Below are 25,226 nucleotides of genomic sequence, written 5' to 3' on the forward strand. Positions count from 1 at the left end.
AGCAAAACGCCATCGAGTGTCCACGATGTCCTGAGACACACTGTCCACGATGACTTGAGACAGAAGTGTCCATTAAGTCATGAGACTCCACAGCCGTTTTGACGCACCAGAGGGGCCGTTGTGGAGCAGTCGATGAGGTTTGAGGACAAAAATAGCTCCGGGACAGGAGTTGCACACCAGTCCCGGAGCTATGAAAAGGGCTGCTGCCTACATGGGGTCAGGCCAGTTGCCGATGTTGGTGGAGAAGGTCATCGGGTCCGGCCAGTTGCCGATCGCCGAGAGGCTGCCCTGGCTGGAGCTCATGGGATCGGGCCAGTTGCCGATCGCCAGGGTGGTGTTGCCCATGGGGTCAGGCCAGTTGCCGATGGCGCTGACTGACAGGACTGCGGGAGCCGCTGCGGAGAGAGCCAGCGCCCCCGCCAGGGCGACGGAAGCTGCAATCTTCTTGATCATGTGGGTTCCTCAATACGGGTCGGAAACGCGAGTCGGACACATTACAAAGCCAGCACGAGCCCTTGTTGACATACATTGTAAAATGGCTTGCACAGAGACTGTCAAGCATTTAGTACAAAGACTGTCCGGAATTAGGAGGTACCCGTGGGGAACGGATTCGGGGAGAAACTCCGAGCGGAAAGGCTCGAACGCGGCCTGACGCAAGCGGAACTGGGCCGCGATCTGTACTCGCCCAGCTACATCTCCCTGCTGGAGACCGGGCGCCGCGAACCGACCGCGGATGTGATCGAGGAGCTGGCCCGCCGGCTCGAGCTCGCCCCCAAGGCGCTGGAAGCGTGGAGCCAGCCGGTGTCGGTCAGCGATGCCGAATATGTTCTCGCCGGCCTCTATGCCCGCCAGGCCTGGGACCTCCGGGATTACCCGCTGGCGGCGATGCACGCCGCGGCCGCCGCCCAGATTGCCCTCGAGGCCAAGAACACCAGCGCCTGGTGGAACATGAGCTACATGCAGGCCGAGTGCCTGATGAAGCAGGGCCAGCTGAAGGAATGCCAGGACCTCGTGCAGCGGCTCCTGGACCATCCGATGGCCGCCGAATCGGCCGGCCTGGGGGTCCGCGCACGCCAGATGCTCGCCGCAGTGTGCCACGGACAGGGCCAGCTGGCAGTCGCCGTCGAACACGCGCAGGAGGCCGTGCGGCTCTGCGCCGAGCTGCCCAAGGGATCCACCCTGATTATTGGCGCACTGCGCGCCCTCATCGGCGCGCTGGCCGAAAGCGGCCGGCTGGATGAGGCCTGGGAGTACTGCCAGGACATGAACGAGCAGATGGATGACCACTCCATGACCCAGCTCGCCGGCGAGGTCGCCTGGGTGATCGGCAACGTGGCCTTCATGCGGCATGACTACACGGAGGGCATCAAGTACCACGAGCGGGCCGCCCAGCTGCTCTCCCCCGCCAACGACATCGACCTCTGGGCCCGGTTCAACAAGGCCTCCGCCGCCGTACGGCTGTCCTCCGGGATCGTGGAGCCCGAAACGCTGACGTCGATCGAACGCGCCGAGCTGGCACTTTCGATCGTCGGCGGCAACAAGACGGACCAGCTCGAGGTGGCGTTCATCCGGGCCCGCTGGCTCTACCTGACCGGGGACATTGTGGCGGCGGTGCAGAAGCTGCGCGAGATCCACGCCGAAAAGGATGCACTCGCCAAGCATGTCGCCGGAGAGGTCGCCCTGCTGCTCGGCAAGGCGCTCAAGGCTGCGGGGGAATCCGACGAGGCCCTCGTCTATCTTGAGGAAGCCCAGAAGGAATTCAGCGCAGCCGGCGCCTCGGACCGGGTCCAGCAGGCGATGGACGCCGTGCTGGAAATCCGGCTCGCGCAGCGCCGCGCGCAGGCCGCCGCGTCCACCGGAACCTAGGCGGACGCCCGCCGGGCCCCTGGCCCGCGGCGGCCCGGCCCGCGCGGAGTCCTGTTCCGCGCGGCGGCTACGCGAACGTCCGGCCTGTGAGCTTTTCGTAGGCCTCGACGTAGCGGCTGCGGGTGCGGGCGACGACGTCGGACGGCAGCGCAGGAGGTGCCTCGTCCGAGGACTTGTCCCAGCCGGATTCGGCCGAGGTCAGCCAGTCGCGGACGTACTGCTTGTCGTAGGAAGGCTGGGCCCTGCCCGGCTCGTAGGTGGCGGCGTCCCAGAACCGTGAGGAGTCCGGGGTGAGCACCTCGTCGCCGAGGGTGATGACACCGGTGGCGGCGTCGACGCCGAATTCCACCTTGGTGTCGGCGAGGATGATGCCGCGGCCGCGGGCGATCTCCTCGGCCTTCGTGTAGATCTCCAGCGTGAGCTCGCGCAGCCGGGAGGCGACGTCCTCGCCCACGGTTTCCACGACGGCGTCGTAGGTGATGTTCTCGTCGTGCTCGCCCACCTCGGCCTTCGCGGAGGGGGTGAAGATGGCCTCGTCCAGCCGGGACCCGTCCACCAGGCCCTCCGGCAGCGGGAGGCCGCACACGGTGCGGGACTGCCGGTACTCCAGGAGCCCCGAGCCGGTGAGGTAGCCGCGGGCGATGCATTCGACGGGGAACATGTCCAGCTTCTTGCAGATCATCGCCCGGCCCTCCACCGCGGCGGGCACGCCGGCCTCGACTGTGTACGCGAGCACGTGGTGCTCCACGCCAAGCTGCTCGAACCACCACAGGCTCAGCTGCGTCAGGATGCGGCCCTTGTCCGGGATCTCGCTGGCGAGGACGTGGTCGTAGGCGCTGATCCGGTCGCTGGCCACGACGAGGACGCACTCCTGGCCGATGCGCTCCGTGATGGACTCGTCCGCCGGAACATAAAGGTCACGGACCTTGCCGGAGTAAATGTGCCTCCAGCCGGGCAGGTCCAGCGTCGCGGTGTCCAGGCCGCCCTTGGGCGCGGACGGGGCGGGGTCAGTGGCCTCGGGCACGGAGGATTCGGGGGTGGTCATGCTCAGGCCTTCGCTTTCGGGTCGGCGGGGGCGCCGGGCGTGTGCACCTTGATCTCGCCCCGGGCCGCTTTGCCTCCGATGTCGGTGCGGAACTGGCTGCCCTCCAAGTGGACCAGTTCGACGCCGTCATACGCCCGTTCCCGGGCCTCCACGAGGTCCGTGCCGAGCGCCACCACGGCGAGGACCCGTCCCCCGGCGGACACCACCTTGCCTTCGTCGTCGAGCCGGGTGCCGGCGTGGATCACGTGGACACCCTCGACGGACTCGGCCTTCTTGAGCCCCCGGATGCGGTCACCGGTGCGCGGCGTGTCCGGGTAGTTTTCGGCGGCGACGACGACGGCGACGGCGGTCTCCTTCGACCAGCGCAGCGGCTGGACCTTGTCCAGTTCGCCCTTGGCGGCCGCCATCAGCAGCCCGCCGAGGGGGGTCTTGAGGCGGGCGAGGACGGCCTGGGTTTCCGGGTCGCCGAAACGGACGTTGAATTCGATCACGCGGGTGCCACGGGAGGTCAGTGCCAGGCCGACGAACAGGACGCCGACGAACGGGGTGCCGCGGTGCGCCATCTGGTTGACCGTGGGCTGGGCGACCCGGTCAAGAACTTCCTGGACGAGGCCTTCCGGGGCCCATTCCAGCGGGGTGTAGGCGCCCATGCCGCCGGTGTTGGGGCCTTCGTCGTTGTCGAAGATCCGCTTGAAGTCCTGGGCCGGGGACAGCGCGACGGTGTTGCGGCCGTCGCAGAGGACGAAGACGGAGACCTCGGGGCCGTCGAGGAATTCCTCGATCACCACCGTGCCGCCGGCGTCGAAGCAGCTCTGCGCGTGCGCCAGGGCCTCGTCCCGGTTGCGGGTGACCACCACGCCCTTCCCGGCGGCGAGCCCGTCGTCCTTGACCACGTAGGGAGCGCCGAACGTGTCGAGCGCGTCGGCGGCTTCCTCGGCGTTGCCGGCCACCCGGGCCATGGCCGTGGGGACACCGGCCTCGGCCATGACCTCCTTGGCGAAGGCCTTGGAGGCTTCGAGCTGGGCTGCGGCCTTGCTGGGGCCGAACACGGGGATGCCGGCCGCGCGGACGGCGTCGGCCACCCCGGCGGCAAGCGGCGCCTCGGGGCCGACCACCACGAGGTCAACCGTGAGCTTGGTGGCCAGGGCGGCGACGGCGACAGGATCGTTCGCGTCGACGGCGTGTGTGGGGACCAGTTTGCTGATGCCGGCGTTGCCCGGGGCCGCATGGACCTCGGACACGTTCGGGTCGGCAAGCAAGGATCGGACAATGGCGTGTTCGCGGCCGCCGGGGCCGATGACAAGTACCTTCACAGTTCCCAAGGGTACTTTGTGGACCGGGCAGGCTCCTAAGCTGTGACCACCGCCGGACATGCCCAGCCCTGCTGACCTGTTACCGCCCACGGGACATGCCCAGTCCTGGCCCCGCCCGCTGGACATAATGCCACCATGCCCATCCCTGCGCCCCAGCGGAGGGCATGTCCCCCCCGGGGTCACCGGTGCCGGCCCGCAGCCCCACGGGACATGCCCAGTTCTGACCAGTGCCGCTGGACATAATGCCACCATGCCCATCCCTGCGCCCCAGCGGAGGGCATGTCCCCCCGGGGTCACCGGTGCCGGCCCTCAGCCCCACGGGACATGCCCAGTCCTGGCCCCGCCCGCTGGACATAATGCCACCATGCCCATCCCTGCGCCCCAGCGGAGGGCATGTCCCCCCGGGGTCAGCGCGGCCCGGTGGGCAATCCGCGGCCCGTGCTGCTACGAAGACCCAGTATGGACAAGCCCAGCACGCAGACGCCCCGCGCCGAAGAACTCAGGATAGAGAAGCCCGCCCCGAAGCGGCCCGGCCAGCACACAGCCTCGAAGCGGCTGACCGGCCCGACCGTCCTGGCCGCGCTCGCCGGGGTCGCTGCAGCCGCCGTCGTCCTGTCCGTGGCGGAACTGGTCGGGGCGTTCTTCACTGCACGGGCGACGCCGGTGATCGCACTGGGCTCGACCTTCATCGACTTCACGCCGTCGTGGCTGAAGGATTTCGCGATCGCCACTTTCGGCACCAATGACAAGGTCGCACTGTTCGTTGGCATGGCGGTGACCATCCTGCTGCTCGCCTGCGTGCTGGGCGTCGTGGCGTACCGCAAATGGGCACTCGGCGTCGCCGGCGTGCTGCTGATGGGCGCGGTGATCGTGGCGGCCGTCGTGACGCGCTCCGGGGTGAAGCCTCTGGATGCGGTACCGACGGTGATCGGCACCGTCGCGGGACTCATTGCGCTCCGCTTCCTGGTCACAAAACTGTGGCGGATGCGGCAATGGCCGGACACGGACGCGGACGTGGCAGCCAAGGATCCGGACCGTCCCGCCACGAGCCGCCGTGCCTTCTTCGCCGCGACCGGAGTCACCGCCGCAGCTTCGGCCGTCGCCGCGACCGGCGGGCGCCTGCTCAGCGCGGCCCGCAGCAACGTCGCCCAGGCCAGGGAATCGCTGCAGCTCCCGGTGGCCGCGAAACCGGCCCCCGCGGTCCCCGCCGGAGTGCAGTCCAAGGCCCCCGGGGTGACGCCGTGGCTGACGCCCAACAGCGACTTCTACCGCATTGACACCGCCCTGAGCGTGCCCGAAATCAACGCCCAGGACTGGGAGCTGCGGGTCCACGGCCTCGTGGACCGGGAAATCCGGCTCACGTTCCAGGACCTCCTCGACGCGAACCTGATCGAATCCCATGTCTCCCTGACCTGTGTGTCCAACCCGGTCGGCGGGAACCTGGCCGGCAATGCCAAATGGCTGGGCATGCCCATCCGCGACGTGCTCGAGATGGCCGGGCCCCAGACTGGCGCGGACATGGTGCTCTCCACCTCCATCGACGGCTTCAGCGCCTCGACGCCGCTCGAGGTCCTCCAGGACGACCGCGACGCCATGCTGGCGTTCGGCATGAATGATGAAGCGCTTCCGCTGGAACACGGGTATCCGGTGCGTATGGTCGTCCCCGGCCTGTACGGCTTCGTCTCCGCCACCAAATGGGTCGTGGACCTGGAAGTCACCCGCTTCGCGGACAGCAAGGCGTACTGGACGCAGCGCGGCTGGTCCGAGCGCGGCCCCATCAAGACTATGGCCCGCGTCGAAGTCCCCAAGTCCTTCGCCAAGGTTCCGGCCGGGCGGGTCGCGATCGGCGGCACCGCCTGGGCGCAGACGCGCGGCATCACCAAGGTTGAGGTGCAGATCGACAACGGGCCCTGGACCGAGGCCGTGCTCTCAACAGAGGCTTCCGTCGTGACGTGGCGGCAGTGGTCCTTCGACTGGGAAGCCACCCCGGGCCCGCACTACATCAAGGCCCGCGCCACCGACGGAACCGGCGAGGTCCAGACGGACCAGCGCGCGGATCCCGTGCCCGACGGCGCCTCCGGCTGGCAGTCGCTGATGGTGACCGTGGAATAACGGGCTATCACCGCCGGGGACCATAGACTTGCTGTATGCCCCTGAATTCGCATGCCACCTTCACCGTCGAGTCCGCCGTCGAACTGGCCGTCGTTGAACGCAGCGGCTTTGTGGAGTCCCGGCACATCGGCTCCGCCGTCCTCATCGCCGGGGACGGCACCGTCGTCACCGAACTGGGCGACATCACCACCCCGATCTACGCCAGGTCCACGCTCAAGCCGCTGCAGGCCCTCGCGTCCATGCAGTCGGGCGTGCCGCTGCGCGGCGCGCAGGCAGCGATCGCCTGCGGCAGCCATGTCGGCTCACTGGACCACATGGACGTCGTCGAGGGCATGCTCAAGGCCGCCGGCGTCAAGGAAGAGCAGCTCCAGTGCCCTGCGGCCTGGCCCGAGGACGAGACCGCCCGGAACTGGCTGGTCCGCGCCGAGCGGGGCAAGTCCAAGCTCGCCTTCAACTGCTCCGGAAAGCACGCCGCATTCCTCTGGGCCTGCACCGAAAACGGCTGGGACACCCACAGCTACCTCGAACCCAACCACCCGCTGCAACAGCGCATCCGCTCCGTCATCGAGGAATACTGCGGCGAAAGCATCGCCCACCTCGGCATCGACGGCTGCGGCGCGCCCGTCGCCGCCGTCTCCCTGACCGGTCTGGCCCGGGCCTTCTCCAAGCTGGCCAAGGCCCCCGGGGACAAGAACTCCAACGCCCGCGCCGCCACGATCGCGACGTCGATGCTGGATTACCCGTGGGCCGTGCAGGGCAAGGGCGAGTGCAATACCATCGTCATGGACGACCTCGGCATCCTCGCCAAAATCGGCGCCGAAGGTGTGCTGGTGATGGCCACCCCCACGGGCGCCTCCGTCGCCATCAAAGTCCTCGACGGCAACATCCGCGCCACCACGCTCGTTGGCCTGACCCTGCTGGCCGCAGCCGGCGCCGTCGACGTTCCGGAAGTGGCCAGTGTCCTGGACAAGGTGGTCACCCCCGTACTCGGCGGCGGCCGGCCGGTCGGCAAAATCCGCCTGGGCAACGCCGTCTCGGCACTGCTCGTCTAGCCATGGCCGTGGCCCGACGCCGGATAGCAATCGACGAGGGGCGCGCAGCCCTCGCCGCCTGGCAGACAGCCAACGGCCTGGCCTCGGGCGCCACGGATGCCGCCGGCGCGGATGCCGGCACCCCCGTCCCCCGCAGCACGCTGGCGACGGCGGTGCGCTACTCCCTGGAGGAGGTCACCGCCCGCGCGCCCGGGAACTCAGTGGAGGTGCGGGTCCCGCCGTTCGGCGTCACACAGTGCGTGGAGGGCCCGCGGCATACCCGCGGCACTCCCCCGAACGTCATTGAGTGCGACGCCGCCACCTGGCTGGCGATGGTCAGCGGGCAGTTGAGCTGGGCGGACGCCGTCGGCGCCGGCCGGGTGGCCGCCTCCGGGCTGCGCGCCGACCTGTCCGGCCTGCTGCCGCTCTAAGCGGGCTGCTCCCTGGCTATCCGCGTCCGATGAACGGCATCCCGGCGGCGGTGATCACGAGGGATCCGACGCTGGCGGACGGCGGCATCCCCGCCATCAGCAGCACTGCTCGCGCGGCGTCGTCCACCGGAAAGGTCGGCTCCACGCGGCTGCTGCCGTCGGCCTGGACGGCCCCGGAGCCGACGCCGATCGTGTCCATCAGCTCGGTGGCCGTGTTGCCGATGTCGATCTGCCCGCAGCTGATGCCGAAGCCGCGGCCGTCGAGTTCGATGCTCTTGGTCAGCCCGGTCATGGCGTGTTTGGTGACGGTGTAGGCGACCGTCCGGGGCCGGGGCGAATGCGCGGCGATCGAGCCGTTGTTGATGATCCGGCCGCCCTGGGGTGACTGCGCCTTCATGGCCCGGACGGCGGCAGCGGCGCACAGCATGGAGCCGGTCAGGTTCACCGCTAGGGTGGCATCCCAGTCCGCGAGGCTGATCTCGTCCACCGAGGCCGCCGGGCCGAACACTCCGGCGTTGTTGAACAGCACGTCCACCCGCCCCCACTGCTTCAGGGCGGCGGCGAAGAGCCGTTCGACGTCGTCGGGCACGGTGACATCGCAGGCGACGGCGAGCGCCTGGGCATGTCCTGCCCCGGTCTCCAGCAACTGCTCTTGACGCCGGCCGGCCAGCACCACCCGGTACCCGTCGGCGAGCATGAGCCGGGCGACCGCCCGGCCGATCCCCGAGCCTGCTCCGGTAACTACGGCGACCCGGCCGGGCAGGTGATGTCGTGTCATCCGGCTAGCGTATGCCCAGTTCGCATTTCGCGGCAGTGTTCCTCGCCAACATTGCGGCGACGTGTCACCTCGCGCTGGGCCGGCCGTCCCCCGTCCCCCGTCAGCCCGGGTGCCGGCGGGCGTGCCGGCCCGTGCGGAAGCCGGACCAGAACGCGAGCGTCAACAGTCCGAGACCGGCCAGCACAACACCCGCCCATTTCTCCGCATCCATCACCACCAGGCCCGGGGCGGCAAACGCCTGCTGGGACAGCGGGGCATAGGCGAACCAGCCGAATTCCGCCTGCCGCACCGGCCGCGACAGGAAGACCGCCCCCGCCGCCAGCAGGGCCACGGCCAGAAGCGGCACCGCGAGCCCGGGCAGCCGCCGCTGCCGGGACGGCCCGGATTCCTTATCCCCGGATGGATTCATGGACACACTGTAACCGCTGGTCAGGCCGGCGGGTGCGGAACTCCACGGCCCGCGGCCCGCTGGCGAATCCGCTAGACCGGGCGGGCACGGGCGGCGAGCCGCCCGATCGCGCTGTCGCCGAGGTTTTCCAGCAGGTCCCGGGGGCCGGTATAGATTTCGACGGCGCCGGCGTCCCGGAGTTCCGCCTCGCCGGTGCCGCCGCACGTCAGTCCGATGGCCGGGATGTCGAGCTTCCCGGCGGCGTAGATGTCCCACACGGCGTCGCCCACGTAGACGGCATCGGCCGCCTGCACACCCACGGCGCTGAGGGCGGCGACGAGGATGTCCGGCGCAGGCTTGCTCTCCTTCGCGTCGGCCGAGCTCGTGGCCGCGTCAATAAAGGCGTCGGCGCCGATCGCCGCCCGCAGCACCTCGAGGTCGCGCTGCCGCGCGGAGGAGGCGAGCGCCACGGCGAGCCCGCCCTCGTGGCACCGCGCAAGCAGCTCGCGGGCGCCATCCAGCGGGCGAAGTGCGGGCCAGAAGGTGGCGAACACGGCGGCGTGCGAGGCCATCATGGCGCCGTCCTCGGTTCCCGGCCGTCCGGCAGCAGCCTGGCGAGGATCCTGTCCCCGCCCATGCCGACCGAGCGGTGGATGCTCGCCATCGGCACGTCGTAGCCGGCCTGCCGGAATGCCTGCCACCAGGCCAGCGTGTGCAGGTAGGCGGAGTCGACCAGGGTGCCGTCGACGTCGAACAGCACGGCGGCGCGGCGCCGGTCACGGGGCGGGGCGGCAGTCATGCGGTCTGCGGGACGGCGGCCAGGGGGTTCAGCATTCGAATCAGTGGTGAGCGCGGGCCCGTTTGCCGGCGGCCAGCGATCCGCCGGACACGGAGGTTCCGCGTCCGGCACCGCCGGCGGTCCTCCTCGAGACCCTGGAGAGTGGCCCCACCGGCGCGGCCTGCCCGCCGGCACTGCGGTCCCGGATGAGCCCTGTGCCGGCGATTTCGCGGGCCTGGGCGATACCTGCCACAGCTGCCCGCTTCGTGGGAAACGTGACCGAAACAGCCATCAGGCCGCCCGCCCCGTCCAGCATGCGAATCCGGTAGCCGCCGTCGGGCGCGTCCACGAGCTCGAAATATCCAGCCATCGCACTCTCCTTATAATCCTCCACCCCACGCCGGGGTGTTAGTAAGTATACTTATCTAAGGTCTTGACGAAAACCCCGGCCCGCGGGTATCCGGGAGCGGGCTTCGGGCCGGTGCGGTGTTGCGATCAGCGCCCCGGGGCCGGCGAGTCGCTGCGGCGCACACCGTCCTCGTGCAGTTCCAGGGCGCTCATCACGAGGGCGAAATGGCTGAACGCCTGCGGCATATTTCCCAGCTGCCGTCCGGCCTCGACGCTCCACTCCTCGCTGAGGAGCCCGACATCGTTGCGCAGCGCCAGCAGCCGCTCGAACAATTCCCGCGCCTCGTGGTGCCGGCCCGCGCCCAGGAGCGCCTCGACCAGCCAGAACGAACAGGCGAGGAACACCCCCTCCCCGCCGGGCAGCCCGTCGTCGCATTCTTCCGGCTTGTAGCGGCGAAGGAAGCCGTCATGGGTCAGTTCCCGTTGCACGGCATCAATCGTTCCGATGACGCGCGGATCGTCCGGGGCCAGGAAACCGACGCGCGGGATGAGGAGCAGGCTCGCGTCGAGCTCCGGCCGCCCGTAGGACTGAACGAAGGTGTTTCTGTCGGCATCGAACCCTTTGGCCATGACATCGGCGCGGATCGTGTCCCGGAGCTCCTCCCAGCGGTCCGCGGGGCCGGCCAGTCCGAAGTCCCGGACGCCCTTGACCATACGGTCGGCCGCCACCCACGCCATCACCTTGGAGTGGGTGAAGTGCCTCCGCGGCCCGCGCATCTCCCAGAGCCCGTTGTCGGGCCGGGCCCAGGTGGTCCATCAGCGCGAGCTGCACGTCCCAGGATTCATCGGTGCTGGTGAGCAGCGAATTCCGGGTCAGGGACAGGCAGTCCAGCACCTCGCCCCAGACGTCGAGCTGAAGCTGCCCGGCCGCGCCGTTGCCGGTCCGGACCGGGGCGGAGCCCTCATACCCCCGCAGCCAGGGGAGTTCCACTTCGGGAAGGCGGCGTTCGCCGTGGATGCCGTACATGATCTGCAGGTCCTTGGGATCACCCGCCACGGCCCGCAGCAGCCAGTCGCGCCAGGAGGCGGCCTCCTCCGTGTACCCGGCCGCCAGCAGCGCCTGGAGCGTCAGGGTGGCGTCACGGAGCCAGCAGAATCGGTAATCCCAGTTCCGTTCGCCGCCGAGTTCCTCCGGCAGGGAGGTCGTCACTGCCGCCACAATCCCTCCGGTGGGGGCGAATGTGAGTGCTTTCAAGGTGATCAGCGAACGCTGCACGGCCGAGCGGTAGGGCCCGGTGACCGTGCACTTGGCAGACCAGTTCCGCCAGAATTCCTCCGTCGATGCCAGGACCCGCTCCGGGTCCACGGCGCGGGGACGGTCCAGATGGCTCGGTGTCCAGGTCAGCACGAACGGCACCCGGTCCCCCGCCCTGACGGTGAAGTCGCTGATGGTGCGCAGGCGCTCGCCCCGGAGCGGGGCCCCGGTCACGAGGTACGCGGCGTCGGGACCGGCGACGGCGTGGATCCCGTGGTCGTCATGGCGGACCCACGGGACAATGTGGCCGTAGTCGAAACGCAGGACCAGTTCGCCGCGCATCCTGACCGTGCCGCTGATGCCCACGACGATCCGCACAATGTCCGCCACCGCGTCGCGGGGCGGCATGAAGTCGATGACCTTGACCCTTCCGGAGGGCGTCTCCCATTCGGTTTCCAGGATGAGAGTGCCCTTGCGGTAGTGCCTTCGGGCGCATTCACCGCCACCCTCCGGTGCCAGCAGCCAGCGCCCGGCCCGGGGAGTGTCCAGCAGTGCGTTGAAGCAGGCCGGCGAGTCGAAGCGCGGCAGGCAGAGCCAGTCGATCGACCCTTCGGTGCTGATCAGGGCCGCAGTGTGCAGATCGCCGACCAGTGCGTAGTCCTCAATGCGAGCCATGGGACTTACAGTGCCACACGGGTTTCCCCTGGGACTAGGATCCATAGATGCTGAATCGGACAGTGCACATCGGCACCAGCGGCTGGAGCTATGACCACTGGGCGAACGTGCTCTACCCGCCGGGACTGCCGGCGCGGGAGCGGCTGGCGCACTACGCGGCCCGCTTCACCACGGTGGAGCTCAACGCCAGCTTCTACCGGTGGCCCCGGGACACTTCCTTCGCCGGCTGGCGCCGGCGGCTTCCGCCCGGTTTCCTGCTGTCCGTCAAGGCCCCCCGCGGATTGACCCACGGCAAAAAGCTCTACGCCCCGGAGGTCTGGATCGAGCGGATCGCCCACTGCTGGCACGAACTCGGGGAGAAAAGGGCCGTGCTGCTGGTCCAGTTGCCGCCGGATTTCGCCCGGGACGACGCGCGGCTGGAGTACTTCCTCTCGGCGCTGCCCGACTGGATCCGGGTCAGCGTGGAGTTCCGCCACCCGAGCTGGGACGTGCCTGAGGTCTACGCGCTGCTGGAACGGCACGGCGCCGCGTATTGCGTCATGAGCGGCGCGGGACTACCGTGCGTCCTCCGGGCCACCGCAGAGTTCGTCTACGTCCGGCTTCATGGCCCCGACCGGGAGCACCTCTATGGCGGCTCCTACTCGGACGACGAGCTGCGCTGGTGGGCGGACCGGATCCGCGAATGGCAGGCGGCCGGCAAGGAGGTCTTTGTGTATTTCAACAACGACGGCGGCGGGAACGCCGTGCGTAACGCCATGGTGCTGCTGGATTTGCTGGGCGGCGATTGAACCGTGGCGTTTCCGGACACGGTCCGTGCCGGGACGGACCCTTGTGGGAGAGTGGAGGCATGGAATTGGCGTCACAGGACTCTCCCCGACAGCAACCAGTCACCGGCAACCGGGCATTCCGCCTGGCGCACTGGGTCTCAGACACCGTAAACGGTGCCCGTCTGAAAGCGGCCCGTCGCTGGGACTTTGTCCCGACGACTGTTGCCTACCAAGGCTACGGCTCCACCACGTGGGTCCGGGTCCTCGGCCGCGTTGTACTGACCAGCAGGTCCCTCCCCGGAAGCCGGTCGGAACGAGCAGCGCAGAACGGCAACCAGAACATCCGCGGCTGGCGGGCGTTTACCTCCGTCCCGATCCAGTACTCCGAGGTGGAGATCGAGATCGGCGGGGTGACCGCCCGGGTGCATGCGGACCGCGGCGGACTGGTGGACACGGTCGTGCAGGTGAACCTCACCCCGGGCTGGCACACTGCGGTGCTGCGCGCCGAGGGGACCGAGCCCGCCTCGGCGAAGATCTTCGTCATTTCACCGGACACCAAGCTCGGGATCGTGTCCGACATCGATGACACCATCATGGTCACCGCGCTCCCCCGGCCGTTCCTTGCGCTCTGGAATACCTTCGTGCTCAACGAACGCGCGCGGATGGCGACCCCCGGGATGGCCGTGCTGATGGACCGGATCAAGGTCGAGTACCCGGAGGCCCCGGTGATCTACCTGTCCACCGGGCCGTGGAACGCCGCCCCGACACTGGCGCGTTTCATCACCCGGAATATGTACCCCTCCGGCGCCTTGCTGCTCACCGACTGGGGCCTCACGCATGACCGCTGGTTCCGCAGCGGCCAGGAGCACAAGCGCCGCAACCTGGAACTGCTGGCCGAGGAGTTCCCCAACATGCGCTGGTTGCTCTTCGGGGACAACGGCCAGCACGACGAGGCGATCTACTCCCACTTCGCGCAGCAGCACGGCGACCGGGTGGCCGCCATCGGCATCCGGCAGCTCTCCGCCAGCGAAGCCGTCCTGGCCGGCGGCCACACGGAGACCGGTGACCACACGGGCTCGACTGTTCCGTGGATCTACTCCCCGGACGGTGCGGGCATGGCCAAAACCTTGCAGGAGCTGGAAATTCTCTAACAGCCGCCGGACACACTGCCACCCGGCCGGTCGTCTTTTTGTCGGTGCCCGATGATTTGATGAGGGTATGGACAGCACAGCCTGGAGTGTGGAGAGCAGGGAGGCCCTGGCGGCGGTCGCCGCGTCCGTTGCCGCTCTGACTGCCTTGACCGGCTCCGGGGACGCCGAATCTGCTCCGCCGGGCGTCGATCCGTTCCGGGACGCCGAGTCTGGTCTGTTCCTGGCTGATCCGTTGCGGGATCTGGCGGATGCCAGCCTGGACGGGCTCGGCGGGGCGGCCCGGGTCGAGGCCCAGTTCGCGGCGCTGAAGGTGCTCCTGACCGCGGACTACGTCCAGGCCACCCGTGCCCAGGCGCCCCCGACGGCGTCCGCGCAGGATCACTCCGTCGAGGAGATCATGGTCTCCGAGATCGCCTGTGCCCTGACCATCAGCGAGCACACCGCCGGTACCCTCCTGGCCGAGTCCGAGGCCCTGACAACGTCGCTGCCGCTGACCCTAAAGGCGCTGAGTGCCGGGACGATCTCCTGGGCCCACGCCCGGGTCATGGTGGATGAAACCGCGAACCTGGACCCGGCCGGGGCGGCCGCGCTGGAGGCGCACTTCCTGGACCCCGACGCCCCCAACCCCGCCCGGGGTTGCCCGGCCGGGGAACTCGTCCCGTACCGGTTCCGCGGCAAAGCCCGCACGTGGCGCGAACGCCACCACCCGGACAGCATCGAGAAACGCCACGCCAGAAGCGCGAAGGACCGGCGGGTCGAGTTCCGCCCGGACTCTGACGGGATGGCCTGGTTCTCCGCGTACCTGCCGGCCGATACCGCCGCGGGGATCTGGGACCGGACCACTACTGCCGCCCGGGCCCTGCAGGGCCCGGACGAGGCACGCACCCTGACCCAGCTCCGCGCCGACATCGCCGCCACCTTGCTCCTGAACACCGGTACCGACGCCGGTACCGACGGCAACGGTCTTGCCGGGGATGTGCCGGTCCCGCGGGCACAGGTCCTCATCACCGTTCCGGTGCTCTCGCTGTTGGGTGCCACGGAGGAACCGGCGATGCTCGACGGATACGGGCCGATCCCGCCGTCGATGGCCCGCCGCCTGGTCGCCGACGGCGCCGGCTCGTTCTACCGGGTCCTGGTCGATCCCCGGGACGGGGCGCCGCTGGAAATCGGCCGGACCAGCTACCGCCTCACGAAGACCATGCGCCAATGGCTCCGGCTCCGCGACGGCCGGTGCCCGTTTCCCGGCTGCAACAACCCGTCCCTGGACAACGACGCCGACCACCTCCTGGCCTGGGCCGACGGAGGCACCACGGGCATCTCCAACCTCGGGCAGCCATGGCCCAAGCACCACCGCCTCAAACACGCCTCAGCCTGGACACCGAGCGGGGCCAGCAAAGACAACCCGCCCGGCTGGACCTCACCGTCAGGACGGTACTACCCCAGCGAACAACAGGACTGGGAGCCACCCCACTGGCCACCCGGCATCCTGGCCGCCGAGACGCTCCCGGACACACTGATGGATTCAGGCCTGCCCGCTTATCCAGGCTGGGATACCGAACTGGACCTGCCGCCGGACCCCGACCGGGATCCCAACCTGGAACTTCCCCCGGACCCCTTCGCGGACTGGCACATATTCACGGTCGGGCACGAAGCCCCTGCCGCAGACATGGAGGATCCGCCCTGGCCGGCGCCCCTCGAGGACCCTGTCCCGGAAGGACTCACGCTCCTATCCGCGTGATCGGCTGCTAGCCCGCCGGCTGGGGGTTTGCGGTGTCGGACGCAACTGGGGCGCCGCCGGACGCTACCGGCACGGCACCGGCATCATGCTCCGGCTCGGCGTCGACGACGTCGACGGGAGTCTCCGGCTCGGGGTCGACAGCGGCGGCGGGAGCCTCCGGGACGGTCTGCAGATGCCGGGCCGCGAGGACTTCCTGGAGCCAGTAAAACGAAGCCTTCTTAGTGCGCTCCTGGGTCTCGCGGTCCACGTGCAGCAGCCCGAATTGCTGCTTGTAGCCGCCCGACCATTCGAAGTTGTCCATCAGTGACCACACGTAGTACCCGCGCAGATCGACCGCCTCGGCCGCGCCGCCGGGTGACGTCGCTTCGATGGCGGTGGCGATATGGTCCGCCAGGTAGCGCACGCGGCGTTCGTCCGGAATGATCAGTCCGCCGTCCGGGTCCCGGATCTCGAGGTCTTCGAAGCTCGCCCCGCCCTCGGTGATGTAGACCGGCGGCAGGTCCGGGTAGCGCTCAGCCATTTCCGCGAGCGCGACGCTCATGTACTCCGGCTTGATGGGCCAGCCGTACGCGGTGATCTCCGTGTCCGGGAAGGACGCAATGTGGAACGGAGCACCGGGCGCGGTGCCGCTCAGGTCATCGCCCATGGCCTCGGCCATCCCCTTGGGCACGGCGCCCTCGCCGGGGCCGGACGCCACACGGGTTGGCATGTAGTAATTGAGCCCGTAGAAGTCCAGCGGCTGGGAGATCAGCTTCATGTCCTCACTGGACGGGCTGAAGGAGGAAAAGAAGGTGGCTGCCCGGATGGCGTCGGGGTACTTGCCGAGCAGGACGGGGTCCGCGTAGAGCCTGTTCTGCGCCATGTCCATGAGTCCGGCGCTGAGCTTGTCCAGCGGGCTGATCGAGGCGGGCACCATCGGTGAATAGACATTCGTGATCCCAATTTCGCCCGGCACATTAGCGGCCCGGAGAGCCTGGAGCGACAACCCGTGCCCCAGCAGCTGGTGGTGGACGCTGGGCAGGGCCTTCAGCATGAGCGCTTCGCCCGGCGCGTGCATCCCCAGCATGTAGCCGTTGGTGCTGACCGTGGCGGGTTCGTTGACCGTCACCCAGCGGGTCACCCGGTCGCCGTATGCGGCCGCGGCGATCGCGGCGAACTCCCCCAGCCGGTAGGCAGTGTCCCGGTTCATCCACCCGCCGGCCTCATCCAGCTCCAGCGGGGTGTCCCAGTGGTAGAGCGTGGCCATCGGGGCGATCCCGTTGGCCAGCAGCAGGTCGATCAACCGGTCATAGAAGTCGAGGCCAGCGGGATTCACCGGCCCGCTGCCGCCGGGCTGGATGCGTGACCAGGACAAGGAGAACCGGTAGGAGTCCACCCCGAGTTCCTTCATCAGGGCCACGTCTTCGGGCATCCGGTGGTAGTGGTCGCACGCGACGGCGGGACTGTGGTCGTCCACGATCGATCCGGGCTTGGTGGCGAAGACATCCCAGCCCGAGGGGCCGCGCCCGTCCTCATCCAGGGCCCCTTCGATCTGGAAGGCCGCCGTCGCCACGCCCAGGGTGAAGCGCGGCGGCAGCAGGGCGGCCAAGTCCTTGGCGGATGCTTTCATCAGTGGAATCCCCTATGTAGTTTCAGGCAGTTGACTGATTTTAGGTCGCAGCGCATCCCCGCGCCACGACCGGCGGCCGCGTGCCGGTCTGGCCTCGGGCCCCGAAGAACACCCGCGCCACCTCAGTACGACGCGGTCTCGGGCCCGAACAGGAATTCCTTGGCGTGCGCCACGGCCTTTTTGAACGCGTCGTTCCGCAGTGCCTGGAGCTGTTCGGTCTCATCCGCGGAGGGTTCCAGATAGCTCGTGTACCCCGGCCGCAGCACCCAGATGTCGCCGACCGGCGGCAGGTAAAAGACGCCGAACGAGCGGTGCTGGCTGTCATCGGCGGTCCAGATCGGGACCACCGCGAGCGCGGCGCCCGTGTCGATGTTGATCCACTGGGCCCGCGGCAGCGGCGCTTCGTGGGCTTCCGGGTCAAGGAACGGGGCTGTGCCCTCGCCCCAGCGGGTCTCGAAACGCTCGTGGAAGACCGGCATCAGGTGCGAATCGTAGCGGCGCCATGCGCTCATGGCCGCCCTCCTTCTCTTGTGCGTGGCTGGGCTCGTTCGTGGCTGGGCGCCGAAGCCCGGCCACTTGCGGTTCTTGGCTGGGTGCCGGCGGCCGGGTCACAGCGGGCCCCGCTCCCACCGCACCGGGGTAACCCGCAGGACCGGGCGCTCCTGCCGGTGGTGCCGTACTGGAATCTCCCGGCCTCCGGGAGTGGCGCGGCTTGGTCCGGCCGACGCTGCGGCCGGGTCATACTCAGCCCTGGTTCTGGGGTCCCGCAGGACGGAAAAGGACTCCAGGATGCGCCGCGCCTCGTCCCCGTCGTCGTTCCCGGGACCGGTCCCGGGGCCGTGTTCGGCACCGGCGGCCGCTTCGACGTCGGGATGGCGGAGGCGCATCAGCGCCCGGAAGGCGTGCTGGATCTCGGCCGCCGTCGCGTCCGGCGTCACATGCAAGGCGGCGTAGTAGCCACGGGGGTCGCGATTCATCGATTCACCGCCCTCCGGACGGACCGGGCGGGGACCAGACGACGCCGGCAGCGGCCGGCGCCCTCTGGTCCCCGCGCTCATCGACGAGCGGACGGCGTGCGTCCGCCGCCGCAGCTACTTCCCGATCTCCTGCATCTTGTCCTGCGTGTGTGTGATATCAATCTTCCGCGGCTTTGCCTGTTCCAGCACCGGAATGCGGAGCGTCAGGACGCCGTCGGCGTATTGTGCCCTGACCTTCTCGGTATCGAGGGTGTCGCCCAGGATGAGCTGGCGGCTGAAGACGCCGCGCGGCCGCTCCGAGGCAATCAACTCAACGTTGGGCTGGGTCGGATCGCGCCGTTCAGCCCGGACGGTCAGGACGTTGCGCTCAATGTCGAGGTCCACCGAGTCAACGTTGACGCCGGGAAGATCGAAGGCGACGACAAACTCGCCGTCTTCCTGCCATGCGTCCATCGGCATGGCAGCGGGCCGTGCCGCCGTTCCAAAGACCTGCTGGGTCAGCCGGTCCAGTTCACGGAACGGGTCCGTACGCATCAACATCATTTCCCACTCCTTCATGAGAGAGTTTGTCCTTTTCATGTATCCAGCAAGCCTGATTATCTGTGGTGGTGGATATAGATTTTTTATAACACCGGTGCGACACTGATGCAAGAGGAAAAAGTGTGGGCACGCCGAAACCGGCGTCGGGAGAGTGCAAAGGAGTACCGTGGCGGAACGTCAGGAGCTGGGCGTCTACGCGATCTCCGTGGTGGCCCAACTGGTCGGGACCGGGCAGCAGAACATCAGGCTTTACGAGCGGAAGGGCCTGCTGACGCCGGACCGCACCGCCGGAGGTACGCGGCAGTACAGCAACGCGGATTTGGCGGTGCTGCGGCGGATCAGCGAACTGCTGGAGGAGGGGCTGAACCTGGCCGGGGTGGCCAAGGTGCTGGAGCTGGAGGCGGTCAACGCCAGGCTGCAGGACGAGCTGAACCGCCTCCGCCCGCGCCGGAGCTAGGAATTACGCCGGGGGCTTCCGGCCCCCGGCGAGGCGGTGGGATTCCTCGAGGAGTTCAGCCAGTTCCTCGGTACCGATCCGGTCCAGCCGCACCAGCACGAGTTTCGGTGAACGCTCGTGGTGCGGCGTCCAGAAGAAAGTCTCCGGGTCCGTTCCGGCAAGGGCTTCGCGTTCCCCGGTCTTGACAGTGAGCACGCCTTCCTCCCAGATCCGGGCCATCAGCGTGGCCGCGAACCAGGCGGGTTGGCCCCAGCTGGGCCGTTCGACCACTCCCGGCAGGGCCAGGGCTGCCTGACGGACATCATCTTCGGTGGCCATGGCCCCACTGTGGCACCGGCGCCGGGGCGGGACAAGTGGATGCAGCCAGGAAGTTACGTCTGGCTGGTGTCGGCTTTGGAGAGCGTTCCGGTGATCTGCTCGCCGCGGATGCGGGCGGTCCGCCAGGTGTCGAGGGCGATGACGCCGCCAAGGATCACGAACGAAATGGACAGCGAGGCCATCGCGTCGGTCAGCCAGTGGTAGCCCAGGTAGAGCCGGCTCACCGCAGCGAAGAAAATCCCGACGCCGGCCAGCAGGAAGCCTGCGACGGCAGCCATGCGGTTGTGCCGGCGGGAGAAGATCAGGAACGCGCTGACCAGCAGGAAGTCGCAGGCGCCCAGCACGTGGCCCGAGGGGAAGGAGAAGGTGAAGTCCGCGCCGAAGAGCATGAGGTCCACGGGCGGGCGCTGGCGCCCGATGGTCCGACCGATGATCTGGGCAAGAATTACACCGGTGAGCATGGCACCGGCCAGGAGCATCGGCCGCCAGGCGTGCTTGGCCAGCAGACCCCAGGCCACCGTCACCACGAGGATGATGATCGGCAGGGCAACAGGGCCGAAAACGATCGCGAGGATGATCATAGCCGTCGTGAGCGGTTCGGAACGGAGGGTCAGGAGCCAGGAACGGACCGGTTCATCGCCTGCCGTCAGGCCGCCCTGCTGGAGGACCCCGGCGAGAATCGTGAAGAACAGCACGGTGCCAAGAATCATGAGGCCGACGGCGATCCGGTACAGGTTCTTCCGGTCCCGCTCGCTCATGTAGCGCTCCTCCACCACGAACTTGTCGTGGAAAACCCGCCACCGGCCGGGCGACTTCCCGGTAGTTTCCTCTGCCATTCCCGTCTCCGCCTCTGCACCGTGTGTGGACATATCCTCTTTGAAGAATATCCCGGTTCCGGCGCCGCAGGGGCGGCTGCCGCACATAAGCCCCATGGCGCTCGCCCCGGGTAGCCTGAGGCAATGGGCGTTATGAATGAACTGATCAACCCGGGCATGGTCCGCTCGCTGGAGCGGATCCTCGCCGCGGCCGCACCGGGCCGCACCTTCCCCCGGCTCGCCGCTACGGCCGGGCACCTCGAAGAGCTCAGCCTGCGGGAACGCACTGACCTCCTGAGCGGCGCCCTGCAGGCGGACCTGCCCGGAAACTACGCCGGCACTGCGGCCATATTCCGCCGGGCGCTGAATGATCCGGACTTCACCGGCTGGATGATCTGGCCCGTGACCGAGGCGGCGGCCACCCTCGCCCTTACCAACACGGAAACCGGCGACTTCGAGGACTGCCTGGCGCTGCTCGCCGAGCTGACGCCGCGGCTCACCGCGGAATTCGCGATCCGGCGGCTCCTCGCGGCCGATCTGGAACGCGCACTGGCCGTTATCCAGCGCTGGACCTCGCACCCGGACTGGCAGGTCCGCCGGCTCGCCAGCGAGGGAACCCGGGCATACCTGCCGTGGGCGATCCGTGTCCCGCAGATCACGGCCCGGCCCGCCGCGACCCTGCCGATCCTCGATGCCTTGTACCGGGACCCGGTCGAAGACGTCCGGCGCTCGGTGGCCAACCACCTCAACGATCTTGCCCGCCACGCCCCTGACGAGGTGGTTGCCACGGCGGCTAGATGGCTGGCCGCCCCTGACGCGAACACGCCCAGGTTGGTCCGGCACGGGCTGCGGACCCTGCTCAAGAAGGCCCACCCCGGCGCGCTGGAGCTGCTGGGGTTCCCGCCGGCGTCACTCACGGTGACGCCGCCGCGGCTGGACCGCACCGTCGTCGAGCTTCCCGGAGAGCTCGAATTCGATTTCGAGGTGTCCAATACCGGGTCGGCGGAGGCCCGGCTCGCCGTCGACTATGTCGTGCACTACGCCAAGGCGAACGGCACCCTCGCGGAGAAGGTTTTCAAGCTCGGAACGGCTGTCCTCGGGCCGGGCGAGTCCCGGAGGTTTTCGAAGCGTCACGCCTTCCGCCAGATGACCACCCGCGTCCACCACGCCGGCGACCACGCACTGCAGCTGCAGGTCAACGGGGTCCGCTATCCAGCGGCTGAATTCGCAGTCCACGTTTAGGGCGGCCGCCCGGCGGCGTAATATCCGCGGCCCGCCCATCCGGTCGTTGCTGTGAGCCGCTTCACAATGTAGCCTTCCAATCAACTTGTGATGCTTATTAAGCAACTCACACTGATGAGCTGGATGGAGACACCATGTCCAAGGCACAGCACGCCGTCGCCCCCGCAAAGCGGAACCGAGGCAGGGTCACCGAAGTGGAGACCTATGGCATCGAGCAAATCCCGGAAAAGGACCGGAATGCGAGCCCCTTCGACCTGTTCAGGGTCTCGTTCGGGGGCGCCAACACCTTCGCGACGGCCTTTCTGGGTGCGTTTCCCATCCTTTTCGGGCTTTCCTTCTGGCAAGGCCTCGCCGCAACGGTCACGGGCCTGCTGGTCGGTGCGCTCCTGCTGGCACCTATGGCTGTCTTTGGCCCCACGAACGGGACCAACAACGCCGTGTCTTCGTCCGCGCACCTGGGGGTGCACGGCCGGGTTGTCGGATCGTTCCTGTCGCTACTGACAGCCACCGCATTCTTCTCCATCTCCGTCTGGAGTTCCGGCGACGCTCTGGTCGGCGGCCTGAACCGGCTGGTTGGCCTTCCACAGGACATTGGTTCGTTCGCCGTCGCCTACGGAGTTTTTGGCGTCCTGGTGCTCGCCGTCTGCGTTTACGGTTTTAAGTTCATGCTGCTCGTGAACAAAATCGCCGTCATTGCCGCGACGCTGCTCTTCGTGGTCGGCTTCGCTGCTTTCGCCGGCGACCTCAATGTGAACTTCGAGGGCGCCTTCGGGATCGGGTTCGACGGCGTCGGCGTCGCCGGCTTCATCCCTGCATTCATCGGGGCAGCCTTGATTGTGATGTCCAACCCGATCTCCTTCGGCGCGTTCCTGGGCGACTGGGCACGCTACATCCCCACCAGCACACCCAAGCGCCGGGTGATGGGTGCCGCGCTCCTGGCGCAGCTCGCCACGCTGGTTCCGTTCGTCTTCGGTCTCGCGACGGCCTCCATCATCGCCACGAATGCGCCGGAGTTCATGGATCCCGCGGCCCCCAACTATGTCGGCGGCCTGTTGGCCGTTTCCCCTTCCTGGTATTTCGTGCCGCTCTGTGCCATCGCCCTCATCGGCGGCATGTCCACCGGGGCGACGTCTTTGTACGGCACCGGCCTGGACTTCAGCAGTGTCTTTCCTCGCTTCAACCGCGTGCAGGCCACTCTGTTCATCGGCATCCTTGCCATAGCCTTCATCTTCGTCGGGCGCTTCGCCTTCAACGTGGTGCAAAGCATCTCCACCTTCGCCACGCTGATCGTCACCTGCACTGCCCCGTGGATGGTGGTCATGATCATCGGCTTCATCACCCGCCGCGGCTGGTACGACGCCGACGCCCTCCAGGTCTTCAACCGCCGCCAGACGGGCGGACGGTACTGGTTCAACCACGGCTGGAATTTCCGCGGGATGGGCGCCTGGCTCGCCAGCGCTGCAACCGGCCTGAGCATGGTCAACATTCCCGGCCAGTTCCAGGGGCCGCTCGGAAACCTGGCCGGGGGCGTGGACATCAGCCTGCCGGCATCCCTGGTGCTGGCCGCCGTCCTCTACGTGGGCATGCTGTGGATCTTCCCGGAACCGCGCGAAGTGTTCCCTGCCGCCGGTCCCCGCTGGATCCCCGCGAAAAACACCGCGGTGCCGCCGGTTCTCGACGCAGCGGGCAACATTGTCCCGGCCAAGGGCAGGGACACGCCGCGTCACGGGGACCGCGAGGGGGAACTGGTGGCAAGCCCATGACTTGGATGGATCTCAGCGTTCCGCTCAGCACCGGTATGCCCGTCTACCCTGGCGACCCGGAAGTCAGGATCGAAGCGGCCTTGACCGTGGCCGGTGACGGCGCCAATGTGCTTTCGCTCGCCATCGGAACCCACACCGGAACTCACGCCGATGCACCACTGCATGTCAGTGACGGCTGGGCGTCCTTGAACGAACTGCCGCTTGGGGTGTTCAGTGGCACGGCCGAACTGGCGGATGTCCGCGGTGTAGAAGGCGGCCGCCCTATTACTGCCGGCCACCTCTCGGGGATTGCCCCGGCGGGCACCTCGGCCTCCGGCCCCGAATACCCGGAACGGATCCTCCTGCTTCGGACCGGCTTTGCCGACGCGTGGGGAACGGACGAATACCTGGAGCATCCGTGGCTCGACGCCGCTGCGGCGCAGCTGGTCGTTGACCTCGGCTACCGTGCCGTGGGCCTCGACGCCTTGAGCGTCGATCCCACCCCGCACAACGGTTCGGCCGCCTCCGCGGCCGCCCACAGTTTCCCGGCCCACGACATCCTGGCCGGAAACGGCTGCATCATTGTGGAAAACCTCACGGGGCTTGAGCAGGTCCAGGACGCCCTGGACTCAGGCACCGCAGTAGAGGTCTTCCTTTTTCCGCTCAGCATCCCCGGCGCTGACGGTGCCCCGATCCGTGCAGTAGCGCGGCCGGCGGCGGCACCAGAGCAGCCGCCACTAGGCAGGTCCAGCGGCCGTGACCTCAGTCTTGAGGAGGTCCAAGACGCAGCGGACCGTCTTATGGCAGCCTTCGCGGCATGCGACACGGAGTCCTACTTCGCGTCCTTCGGCCCGGATGCGACCTTCATTTTTCACCCGGAAGCAGAGAGCCCTGCATCCAGGTCCGCGTACCGTGCCCTATGGGATGGCTGGCTGGCGTCAGGCTGGCGGGTGTTGGACTGCAGCAGCCGCGAGCAGCACATTCAGCTGCTCGGGACCACTGCGGTGTTTTCCCACCGATTGGCCACGACGGTCCAAACTGACCGCGCAGGAGGACGCCACACGAGCGACGAGCGCGAGACAATCGTCTTCAGCCGCACTCCGGACGGTAGCGTCCGCTGCGTGCACGAACACCTTTCCCTCTTCCCTGACTGACCTTAGGTGAGCATGCTCACGACAGGGATGCTGGCAGGGATGGAACTGCAGGTCAAGGGCGCGCGGCGCGCGCCGACCTAATTATTGGTCCGAACCGACGCGTTTAGGTCAGGGGCGGTGATTTGACGGGCCGATAAATATGACGTTATTGTCGCTTCAATCATTGGGGCCGACGATACAACTCCCAAGAAGGAACAGAGCGATGACCACAGCAACCGAGTGCATTGAGATCCAGGTCGACAGCCGGCAGGTCCTTGACGAACGGCTCGACGACGCCGTCCGCGGGCTCCAGCAGATCGCCATGGAAACCGGGACGCAGGGCATCCTGCTCACCCGGCACAAGGCCGGCCACTACACGGCGGCGCTGTCCGACCAGGTCCCCTTCGGCATGACCCGGGAACTCATTCACTGATCCTGGCAGAGCCATGGGCGCCTGGCAAAGGCGCCTGCCTTCAGCACAACAAGCCAGGTCCCGGGCGGCGGAGCATCGACTCCCGCCCGGGACCTTTTTGGTGCCGGTTCAGCCAGTGACAATCACCAGTCGTGGACCGTTCCGTCGACGAGGCGGTTGTAGGGCAGGTAGGCCTGCTGGTACGGGTACGCCGCGGCGGCTTCTTCGTTGAATTCGACGCCGATGCCGGGCGCCTCGCCCGGGTGCAGGTAGCCGTCCACGAACGTCATGGACTGCTCGAAGAC

24 protein-coding genes and 3 pseudogenes are annotated in these 25,226 nt (G+C 68.1%); 12 read left to right on the forward strand and 15 right to left on the reverse strand.

All coding sequences use genetic code 11. The features are described from left to right. Positions 1-207: 207 nt before the first annotated feature. Entirely contained in the window at positions 208-453 is a 246-nt protein-coding gene (locus ABIC21_RS18865; RefSeq protein WP_354351909.1) for a hypothetical protein, read from the reverse strand. Positions 454-597: 144 nt separating this feature from the next. Here ABIC21_RS18865 and ABIC21_RS18870 point away from each other — a divergent pair, with 144 nt between their 5' ends. Then, positions 598-1,866 carry a helix-turn-helix domain-containing protein gene (locus ABIC21_RS18870; protein ID WP_354351910.1) on the forward strand — a complete coding sequence of 423 codons (1,269 nt, stop codon included), beginning with the start codon at positions 598-600 and terminating at the stop codon, positions 1,864-1,866. 67 nt (positions 1,867-1,933) lie between these two features. Here ABIC21_RS18870 and ABIC21_RS18875 read toward each other — a convergent pair whose 3' ends face one another. Next, complete coding sequence (locus ABIC21_RS18875) at positions 1,934-2,911, reverse strand: phosphoribosylaminoimidazolesuccinocarboxamide synthase (RefSeq protein WP_354351911.1); 978 nt, start codon at positions 2,909-2,911, stop codon at positions 1,934-1,936. Positions 2,912-2,913: 2 nt separating this feature from the next. Continuing rightward, entirely contained in the window at positions 2,914-4,224 is a 1,311-nt protein-coding gene (gene purD, locus ABIC21_RS18880; protein WP_354351912.1) for a phosphoribosylamine--glycine ligase, read from the reverse strand. Positions 4,225-4,683: 459 nt separating this feature from the next. Here purD and ABIC21_RS18885 point away from each other — a divergent pair, with 459 nt between their 5' ends. The 3 genes from ABIC21_RS18885 to ABIC21_RS18895 are packed head-to-tail and all read left to right on the forward strand — an operon-like array spanning position 4,684 to position 7,798. Then, the gene (locus tag ABIC21_RS18885; protein ID WP_354351913.1) at positions 4,684-6,336 is read left to right on the forward strand and encodes a molybdopterin-dependent oxidoreductase; all 1,653 of its coding nucleotides are present in this window, start codon (positions 4,684-4,686) and stop codon (positions 6,334-6,336) included. A gap of 35 nt (positions 6,337-6,371) precedes the next feature. Beyond that, positions 6,372-7,388, forward strand: a complete 1,017-nt coding sequence (locus ABIC21_RS18890; RefSeq protein ID WP_354351914.1) for an asparaginase — start codon at positions 6,372-6,374, stop codon at positions 7,386-7,388. 2 nt (positions 7,389-7,390) lie between these two features. Then, positions 7,391-7,798: a sterol carrier family protein gene (locus tag ABIC21_RS18895; RefSeq protein WP_354351915.1), complete on the forward strand. Its 408-nt coding sequence runs from the start codon at positions 7,391-7,393 to the stop codon at positions 7,796-7,798. 16 nt (positions 7,799-7,814) lie between these two features. Here the strand turns inward: ABIC21_RS18895 and ABIC21_RS18900 are convergent, their stop codons facing one another. The 5 genes and pseudogenes from ABIC21_RS18900 to ABIC21_RS18920 all read right to left on the reverse strand — a co-directional run bounded on the left by ABIC21_RS18900 (position 7,815) and on the right by ABIC21_RS18920 (position 12,020). Beyond that, entirely contained in the window at positions 7,815-8,576 is a 762-nt protein-coding gene (locus ABIC21_RS18900; RefSeq protein ID WP_354351916.1) for an SDR family oxidoreductase, read from the reverse strand. 100 nt (positions 8,577-8,676) lie between these two features. Then, entirely contained in the window at positions 8,677-8,985 is a 309-nt protein-coding gene (locus ABIC21_RS18905) for a hypothetical protein (RefSeq protein WP_354351917.1), read from the reverse strand. A gap of 71 nt (positions 8,986-9,056) precedes the next feature. Then, positions 9,057-9,763: pseudogene (locus tag ABIC21_RS18910) on the reverse strand (HAD family hydrolase). Positions 9,764-9,803: 40 nt separating this feature from the next. Next, positions 9,804-10,112: a YegP family protein gene (locus tag ABIC21_RS18915; protein ID WP_354351918.1), complete on the reverse strand. Its 309-nt coding sequence runs from the start codon at positions 10,110-10,112 to the stop codon at positions 9,804-9,806. A 125-nt stretch (positions 10,113-10,237) separates the two neighbouring features. Next, positions 10,238-12,020, reverse strand: a pseudogene (locus tag ABIC21_RS18920) (glycoside hydrolase family 15 protein). A gap of 47 nt (positions 12,021-12,067) precedes the next feature. Between ABIC21_RS18920 and ABIC21_RS18925 the strand changes: the two are divergent. The 3 genes from ABIC21_RS18925 (at position 12,068) to ABIC21_RS18935 (ending at position 15,676) form a co-directional block, all read left to right on the forward strand. After that, positions 12,068-12,808: a DUF72 domain-containing protein gene (locus ABIC21_RS18925; RefSeq protein ID WP_354351919.1), complete on the forward strand. Its 741-nt coding sequence runs from the start codon at positions 12,068-12,070 to the stop codon at positions 12,806-12,808. Between the two features lie 59 nt (positions 12,809-12,867). Next, positions 12,868-13,938 (forward strand): App1 family protein phosphatidate phosphatase, encoded by a 1,071-nt coding sequence (locus ABIC21_RS18930; protein ID WP_354351920.1) that lies wholly within the window; start codon positions 12,868-12,870, stop codon positions 13,936-13,938. A 67-nt stretch (positions 13,939-14,005) separates the two neighbouring features. Beyond that, the gene (locus ABIC21_RS18935) at positions 14,006-15,676 is read left to right on the forward strand and encodes an HNH endonuclease signature motif containing protein (protein WP_354351921.1); all 1,671 of its coding nucleotides are present in this window, start codon (positions 14,006-14,008) and stop codon (positions 15,674-15,676) included. Positions 15,677-15,683: 7 nt separating this feature from the next. Here the strand turns inward: ABIC21_RS18935 and ABIC21_RS18940 are convergent, their stop codons facing one another. The 4 genes from ABIC21_RS18940 to ABIC21_RS18955 form a co-directional block, all read right to left on the reverse strand. Further along, positions 15,684-17,285 (reverse strand): GH1 family beta-glucosidase, encoded by a 1,602-nt coding sequence (locus tag ABIC21_RS18940; protein WP_354351922.1) that lies wholly within the window; start codon positions 17,283-17,285, stop codon positions 15,684-15,686. 122 nt (positions 17,286-17,407) lie between these two features. Next, positions 17,408-17,797 carry a hypothetical protein gene (locus ABIC21_RS18945; protein ID WP_354351923.1) on the reverse strand — a complete coding sequence of 130 codons (390 nt, stop codon included), beginning with the start codon at positions 17,795-17,797 and terminating at the stop codon, positions 17,408-17,410. A 96-nt stretch (positions 17,798-17,893) separates the two neighbouring features. Beyond that, positions 17,894-18,262, reverse strand: a complete 369-nt coding sequence (locus ABIC21_RS18950) for a J domain-containing protein (RefSeq protein ID WP_354351924.1) — start codon at positions 18,260-18,262, stop codon at positions 17,894-17,896. A gap of 114 nt (positions 18,263-18,376) precedes the next feature. Further along, on the reverse strand, positions 18,377-18,802 hold the full coding sequence (locus ABIC21_RS18955) for an Hsp20/alpha crystallin family protein (RefSeq protein ID WP_354351932.1): 426 nt from the start codon (positions 18,800-18,802) through the stop codon (positions 18,377-18,379). A gap of 166 nt (positions 18,803-18,968) precedes the next feature. Here ABIC21_RS18955 and ABIC21_RS18960 point away from each other — a divergent pair, with 166 nt between their 5' ends. Continuing rightward, positions 18,969-19,259, forward strand: a complete 291-nt coding sequence (locus ABIC21_RS18960; RefSeq protein ID WP_354351925.1) for a MerR family transcriptional regulator — start codon at positions 18,969-18,971, stop codon at positions 19,257-19,259. Positions 19,260-19,262: 3 nt separating this feature from the next. On the opposite strand, the gene ABIC21_RS18965 is transcribed toward ABIC21_RS18960, so the two are convergent. Both ABIC21_RS18965 and ABIC21_RS18970 read right to left on the reverse strand, forming a co-directional pair. After that, positions 19,263-19,577, reverse strand: coding sequence for an MmcQ/YjbR family DNA-binding protein (locus tag ABIC21_RS18965; protein ID WP_354351926.1), 315 nt, complete (start codon positions 19,575-19,577; stop codon positions 19,263-19,265). Positions 19,578-19,630: 53 nt separating this feature from the next. After that, on the reverse strand, positions 19,631-20,413 hold the full coding sequence (locus ABIC21_RS18970; RefSeq protein WP_354351927.1) for a phosphatase PAP2 family protein: 783 nt from the start codon (positions 20,411-20,413) through the stop codon (positions 19,631-19,633). 123 nt (positions 20,414-20,536) lie between these two features. On the opposite strand from ABIC21_RS18970, the gene ABIC21_RS18975 reads away from it, so the two are divergent. From ABIC21_RS18975 to ABIC21_RS18990, 4 genes are all read left to right on the forward strand, one after another. Continuing rightward, the gene (locus ABIC21_RS18975; protein WP_354351928.1) at positions 20,537-21,634 is read left to right on the forward strand and encodes a DNA alkylation repair protein; all 1,098 of its coding nucleotides are present in this window, start codon (positions 20,537-20,539) and stop codon (positions 21,632-21,634) included. A 134-nt stretch (positions 21,635-21,768) separates the two neighbouring features. Then, the gene (locus ABIC21_RS18980) at positions 21,769-23,397 is read left to right on the forward strand and encodes a purine-cytosine permease family protein (RefSeq protein WP_354351929.1); all 1,629 of its coding nucleotides are present in this window, start codon (positions 21,769-21,771) and stop codon (positions 23,395-23,397) included. Next, on the forward strand, positions 23,394-24,530 hold the full coding sequence (locus ABIC21_RS18985) for a cyclase family protein (protein ID WP_354351930.1): 1,137 nt from the start codon (positions 23,394-23,396) through the stop codon (positions 24,528-24,530). Before ABIC21_RS18980 ends, ABIC21_RS18985 begins: the two co-directional genes overlap by 4 nt. Positions 24,531-24,732: 202 nt before the next feature. Next, entirely contained in the window at positions 24,733-24,942 is a 210-nt protein-coding gene (locus ABIC21_RS18990; RefSeq protein WP_354351931.1) for a hypothetical protein, read from the forward strand. A 122-nt stretch (positions 24,943-25,064) separates the two neighbouring features. Here the strand turns inward: ABIC21_RS18990 and ABIC21_RS18995 are convergent. Continuing rightward, positions 25,065-25,226, reverse strand: a pseudogene (locus tag ABIC21_RS18995) (bifunctional D-altronate/D-mannonate dehydratase); the annotation flags it as partial.

It is taken from the genome of Pseudarthrobacter sp. PvP090 (assembly GCF_040547365.1).
In the GTDB taxonomy this organism is placed as follows: domain Bacteria; phylum Actinomycetota; class Actinomycetes; order Actinomycetales; family Micrococcaceae; genus Arthrobacter.

Bases quoted from the DNA above. Each gene is read 5' to 3' on its own strand.
- ABIC21_RS18980 (WP_354351929.1), top strand. From the start codon at position 21,769: ATGTCCAAGGCACAGCACGCCGTCGCCCCCGCAAAGCGGAACCGAGGC.
- ABIC21_RS18955 (WP_354351932.1), bottom strand. From the start codon at position 18,802: ATGTTGATGCGTACGGACCCGTTCCGTGAACTGGACCGGCTGACCCAG.
- ABIC21_RS18925 (WP_354351919.1), top strand. From the start codon at position 12,068: ATGCTGAATCGGACAGTGCACATCGGCACCAGCGGCTGGAGCTATGAC.
- ABIC21_RS18900 (WP_354351916.1), bottom strand. From the start codon at position 8,576: ATGACACGACATCACCTGCCCGGCCGGGTCGCCGTAGTTACCGGAGCA.
- ABIC21_RS18905 (WP_354351917.1), bottom strand. From the start codon at position 8,985: ATGAATCCATCCGGGGATAAGGAATCCGGGCCGTCCCGGCAGCGGCGG.
- ABIC21_RS18875 (WP_354351911.1), bottom strand. From the start codon at position 2,911: ATGACCACCCCCGAATCCTCCGTGCCCGAGGCCACTGACCCCGCCCCG.
- ABIC21_RS18965 (WP_354351926.1), bottom strand. From the start codon at position 19,577: ATGGCCACCGAAGATGATGTCCGTCAGGCAGCCCTGGCCCTGCCGGGA.
- ABIC21_RS18915 (WP_354351918.1), bottom strand. From the start codon at position 10,112: ATGGCTGGATATTTCGAGCTCGTGGACGCGCCCGACGGCGGCTACCGG.
- ABIC21_RS18945 (WP_354351923.1), bottom strand. From the start codon at position 17,797: ATGAGCGCATGGCGCCGCTACGATTCGCACCTGATGCCGGTCTTCCAC.
- ABIC21_RS18990 (WP_354351931.1), top strand. From the start codon at position 24,733: ATGACCACAGCAACCGAGTGCATTGAGATCCAGGTCGACAGCCGGCAG.
- ABIC21_RS18970 (WP_354351927.1), bottom strand. From the start codon at position 20,413: ATGGCAGAGGAAACTACCGGGAAGTCGCCCGGCCGGTGGCGGGTTTTC.
- ABIC21_RS18985 (WP_354351930.1), top strand. From the start codon at position 23,394: ATGACTTGGATGGATCTCAGCGTTCCGCTCAGCACCGGTATGCCCGTC.
- ABIC21_RS18865 (WP_354351909.1), bottom strand. From the start codon at position 453: ATGATCAAGAAGATTGCAGCTTCCGTCGCCCTGGCGGGGGCGCTGGCT.
- ABIC21_RS18885 (WP_354351913.1), top strand. From the start codon at position 4,684: ATGGACAAGCCCAGCACGCAGACGCCCCGCGCCGAAGAACTCAGGATA.
- ABIC21_RS18895 (WP_354351915.1), top strand. From the start codon at position 7,391: ATGGCCGTGGCCCGACGCCGGATAGCAATCGACGAGGGGCGCGCAGCC.
- ABIC21_RS18950 (WP_354351924.1), bottom strand. From the start codon at position 18,262: ATGAATCGCGACCCCCGTGGCTACTACGCCGCCTTGCATGTGACGCCG.
- ABIC21_RS18940 (WP_354351922.1), bottom strand. From the start codon at position 17,285: ATGAAAGCATCCGCCAAGGACTTGGCCGCCCTGCTGCCGCCGCGCTTC.
- ABIC21_RS18890 (WP_354351914.1), top strand. From the start codon at position 6,372: ATGCCCCTGAATTCGCATGCCACCTTCACCGTCGAGTCCGCCGTCGAA.
- ABIC21_RS18975 (WP_354351928.1), top strand. From the start codon at position 20,537: ATGGGCGTTATGAATGAACTGATCAACCCGGGCATGGTCCGCTCGCTG.
- ABIC21_RS18935 (WP_354351921.1), top strand. From the start codon at position 14,006: ATGGACAGCACAGCCTGGAGTGTGGAGAGCAGGGAGGCCCTGGCGGCG.
- ABIC21_RS18930 (WP_354351920.1), top strand. From the start codon at position 12,868: ATGGAATTGGCGTCACAGGACTCTCCCCGACAGCAACCAGTCACCGGC.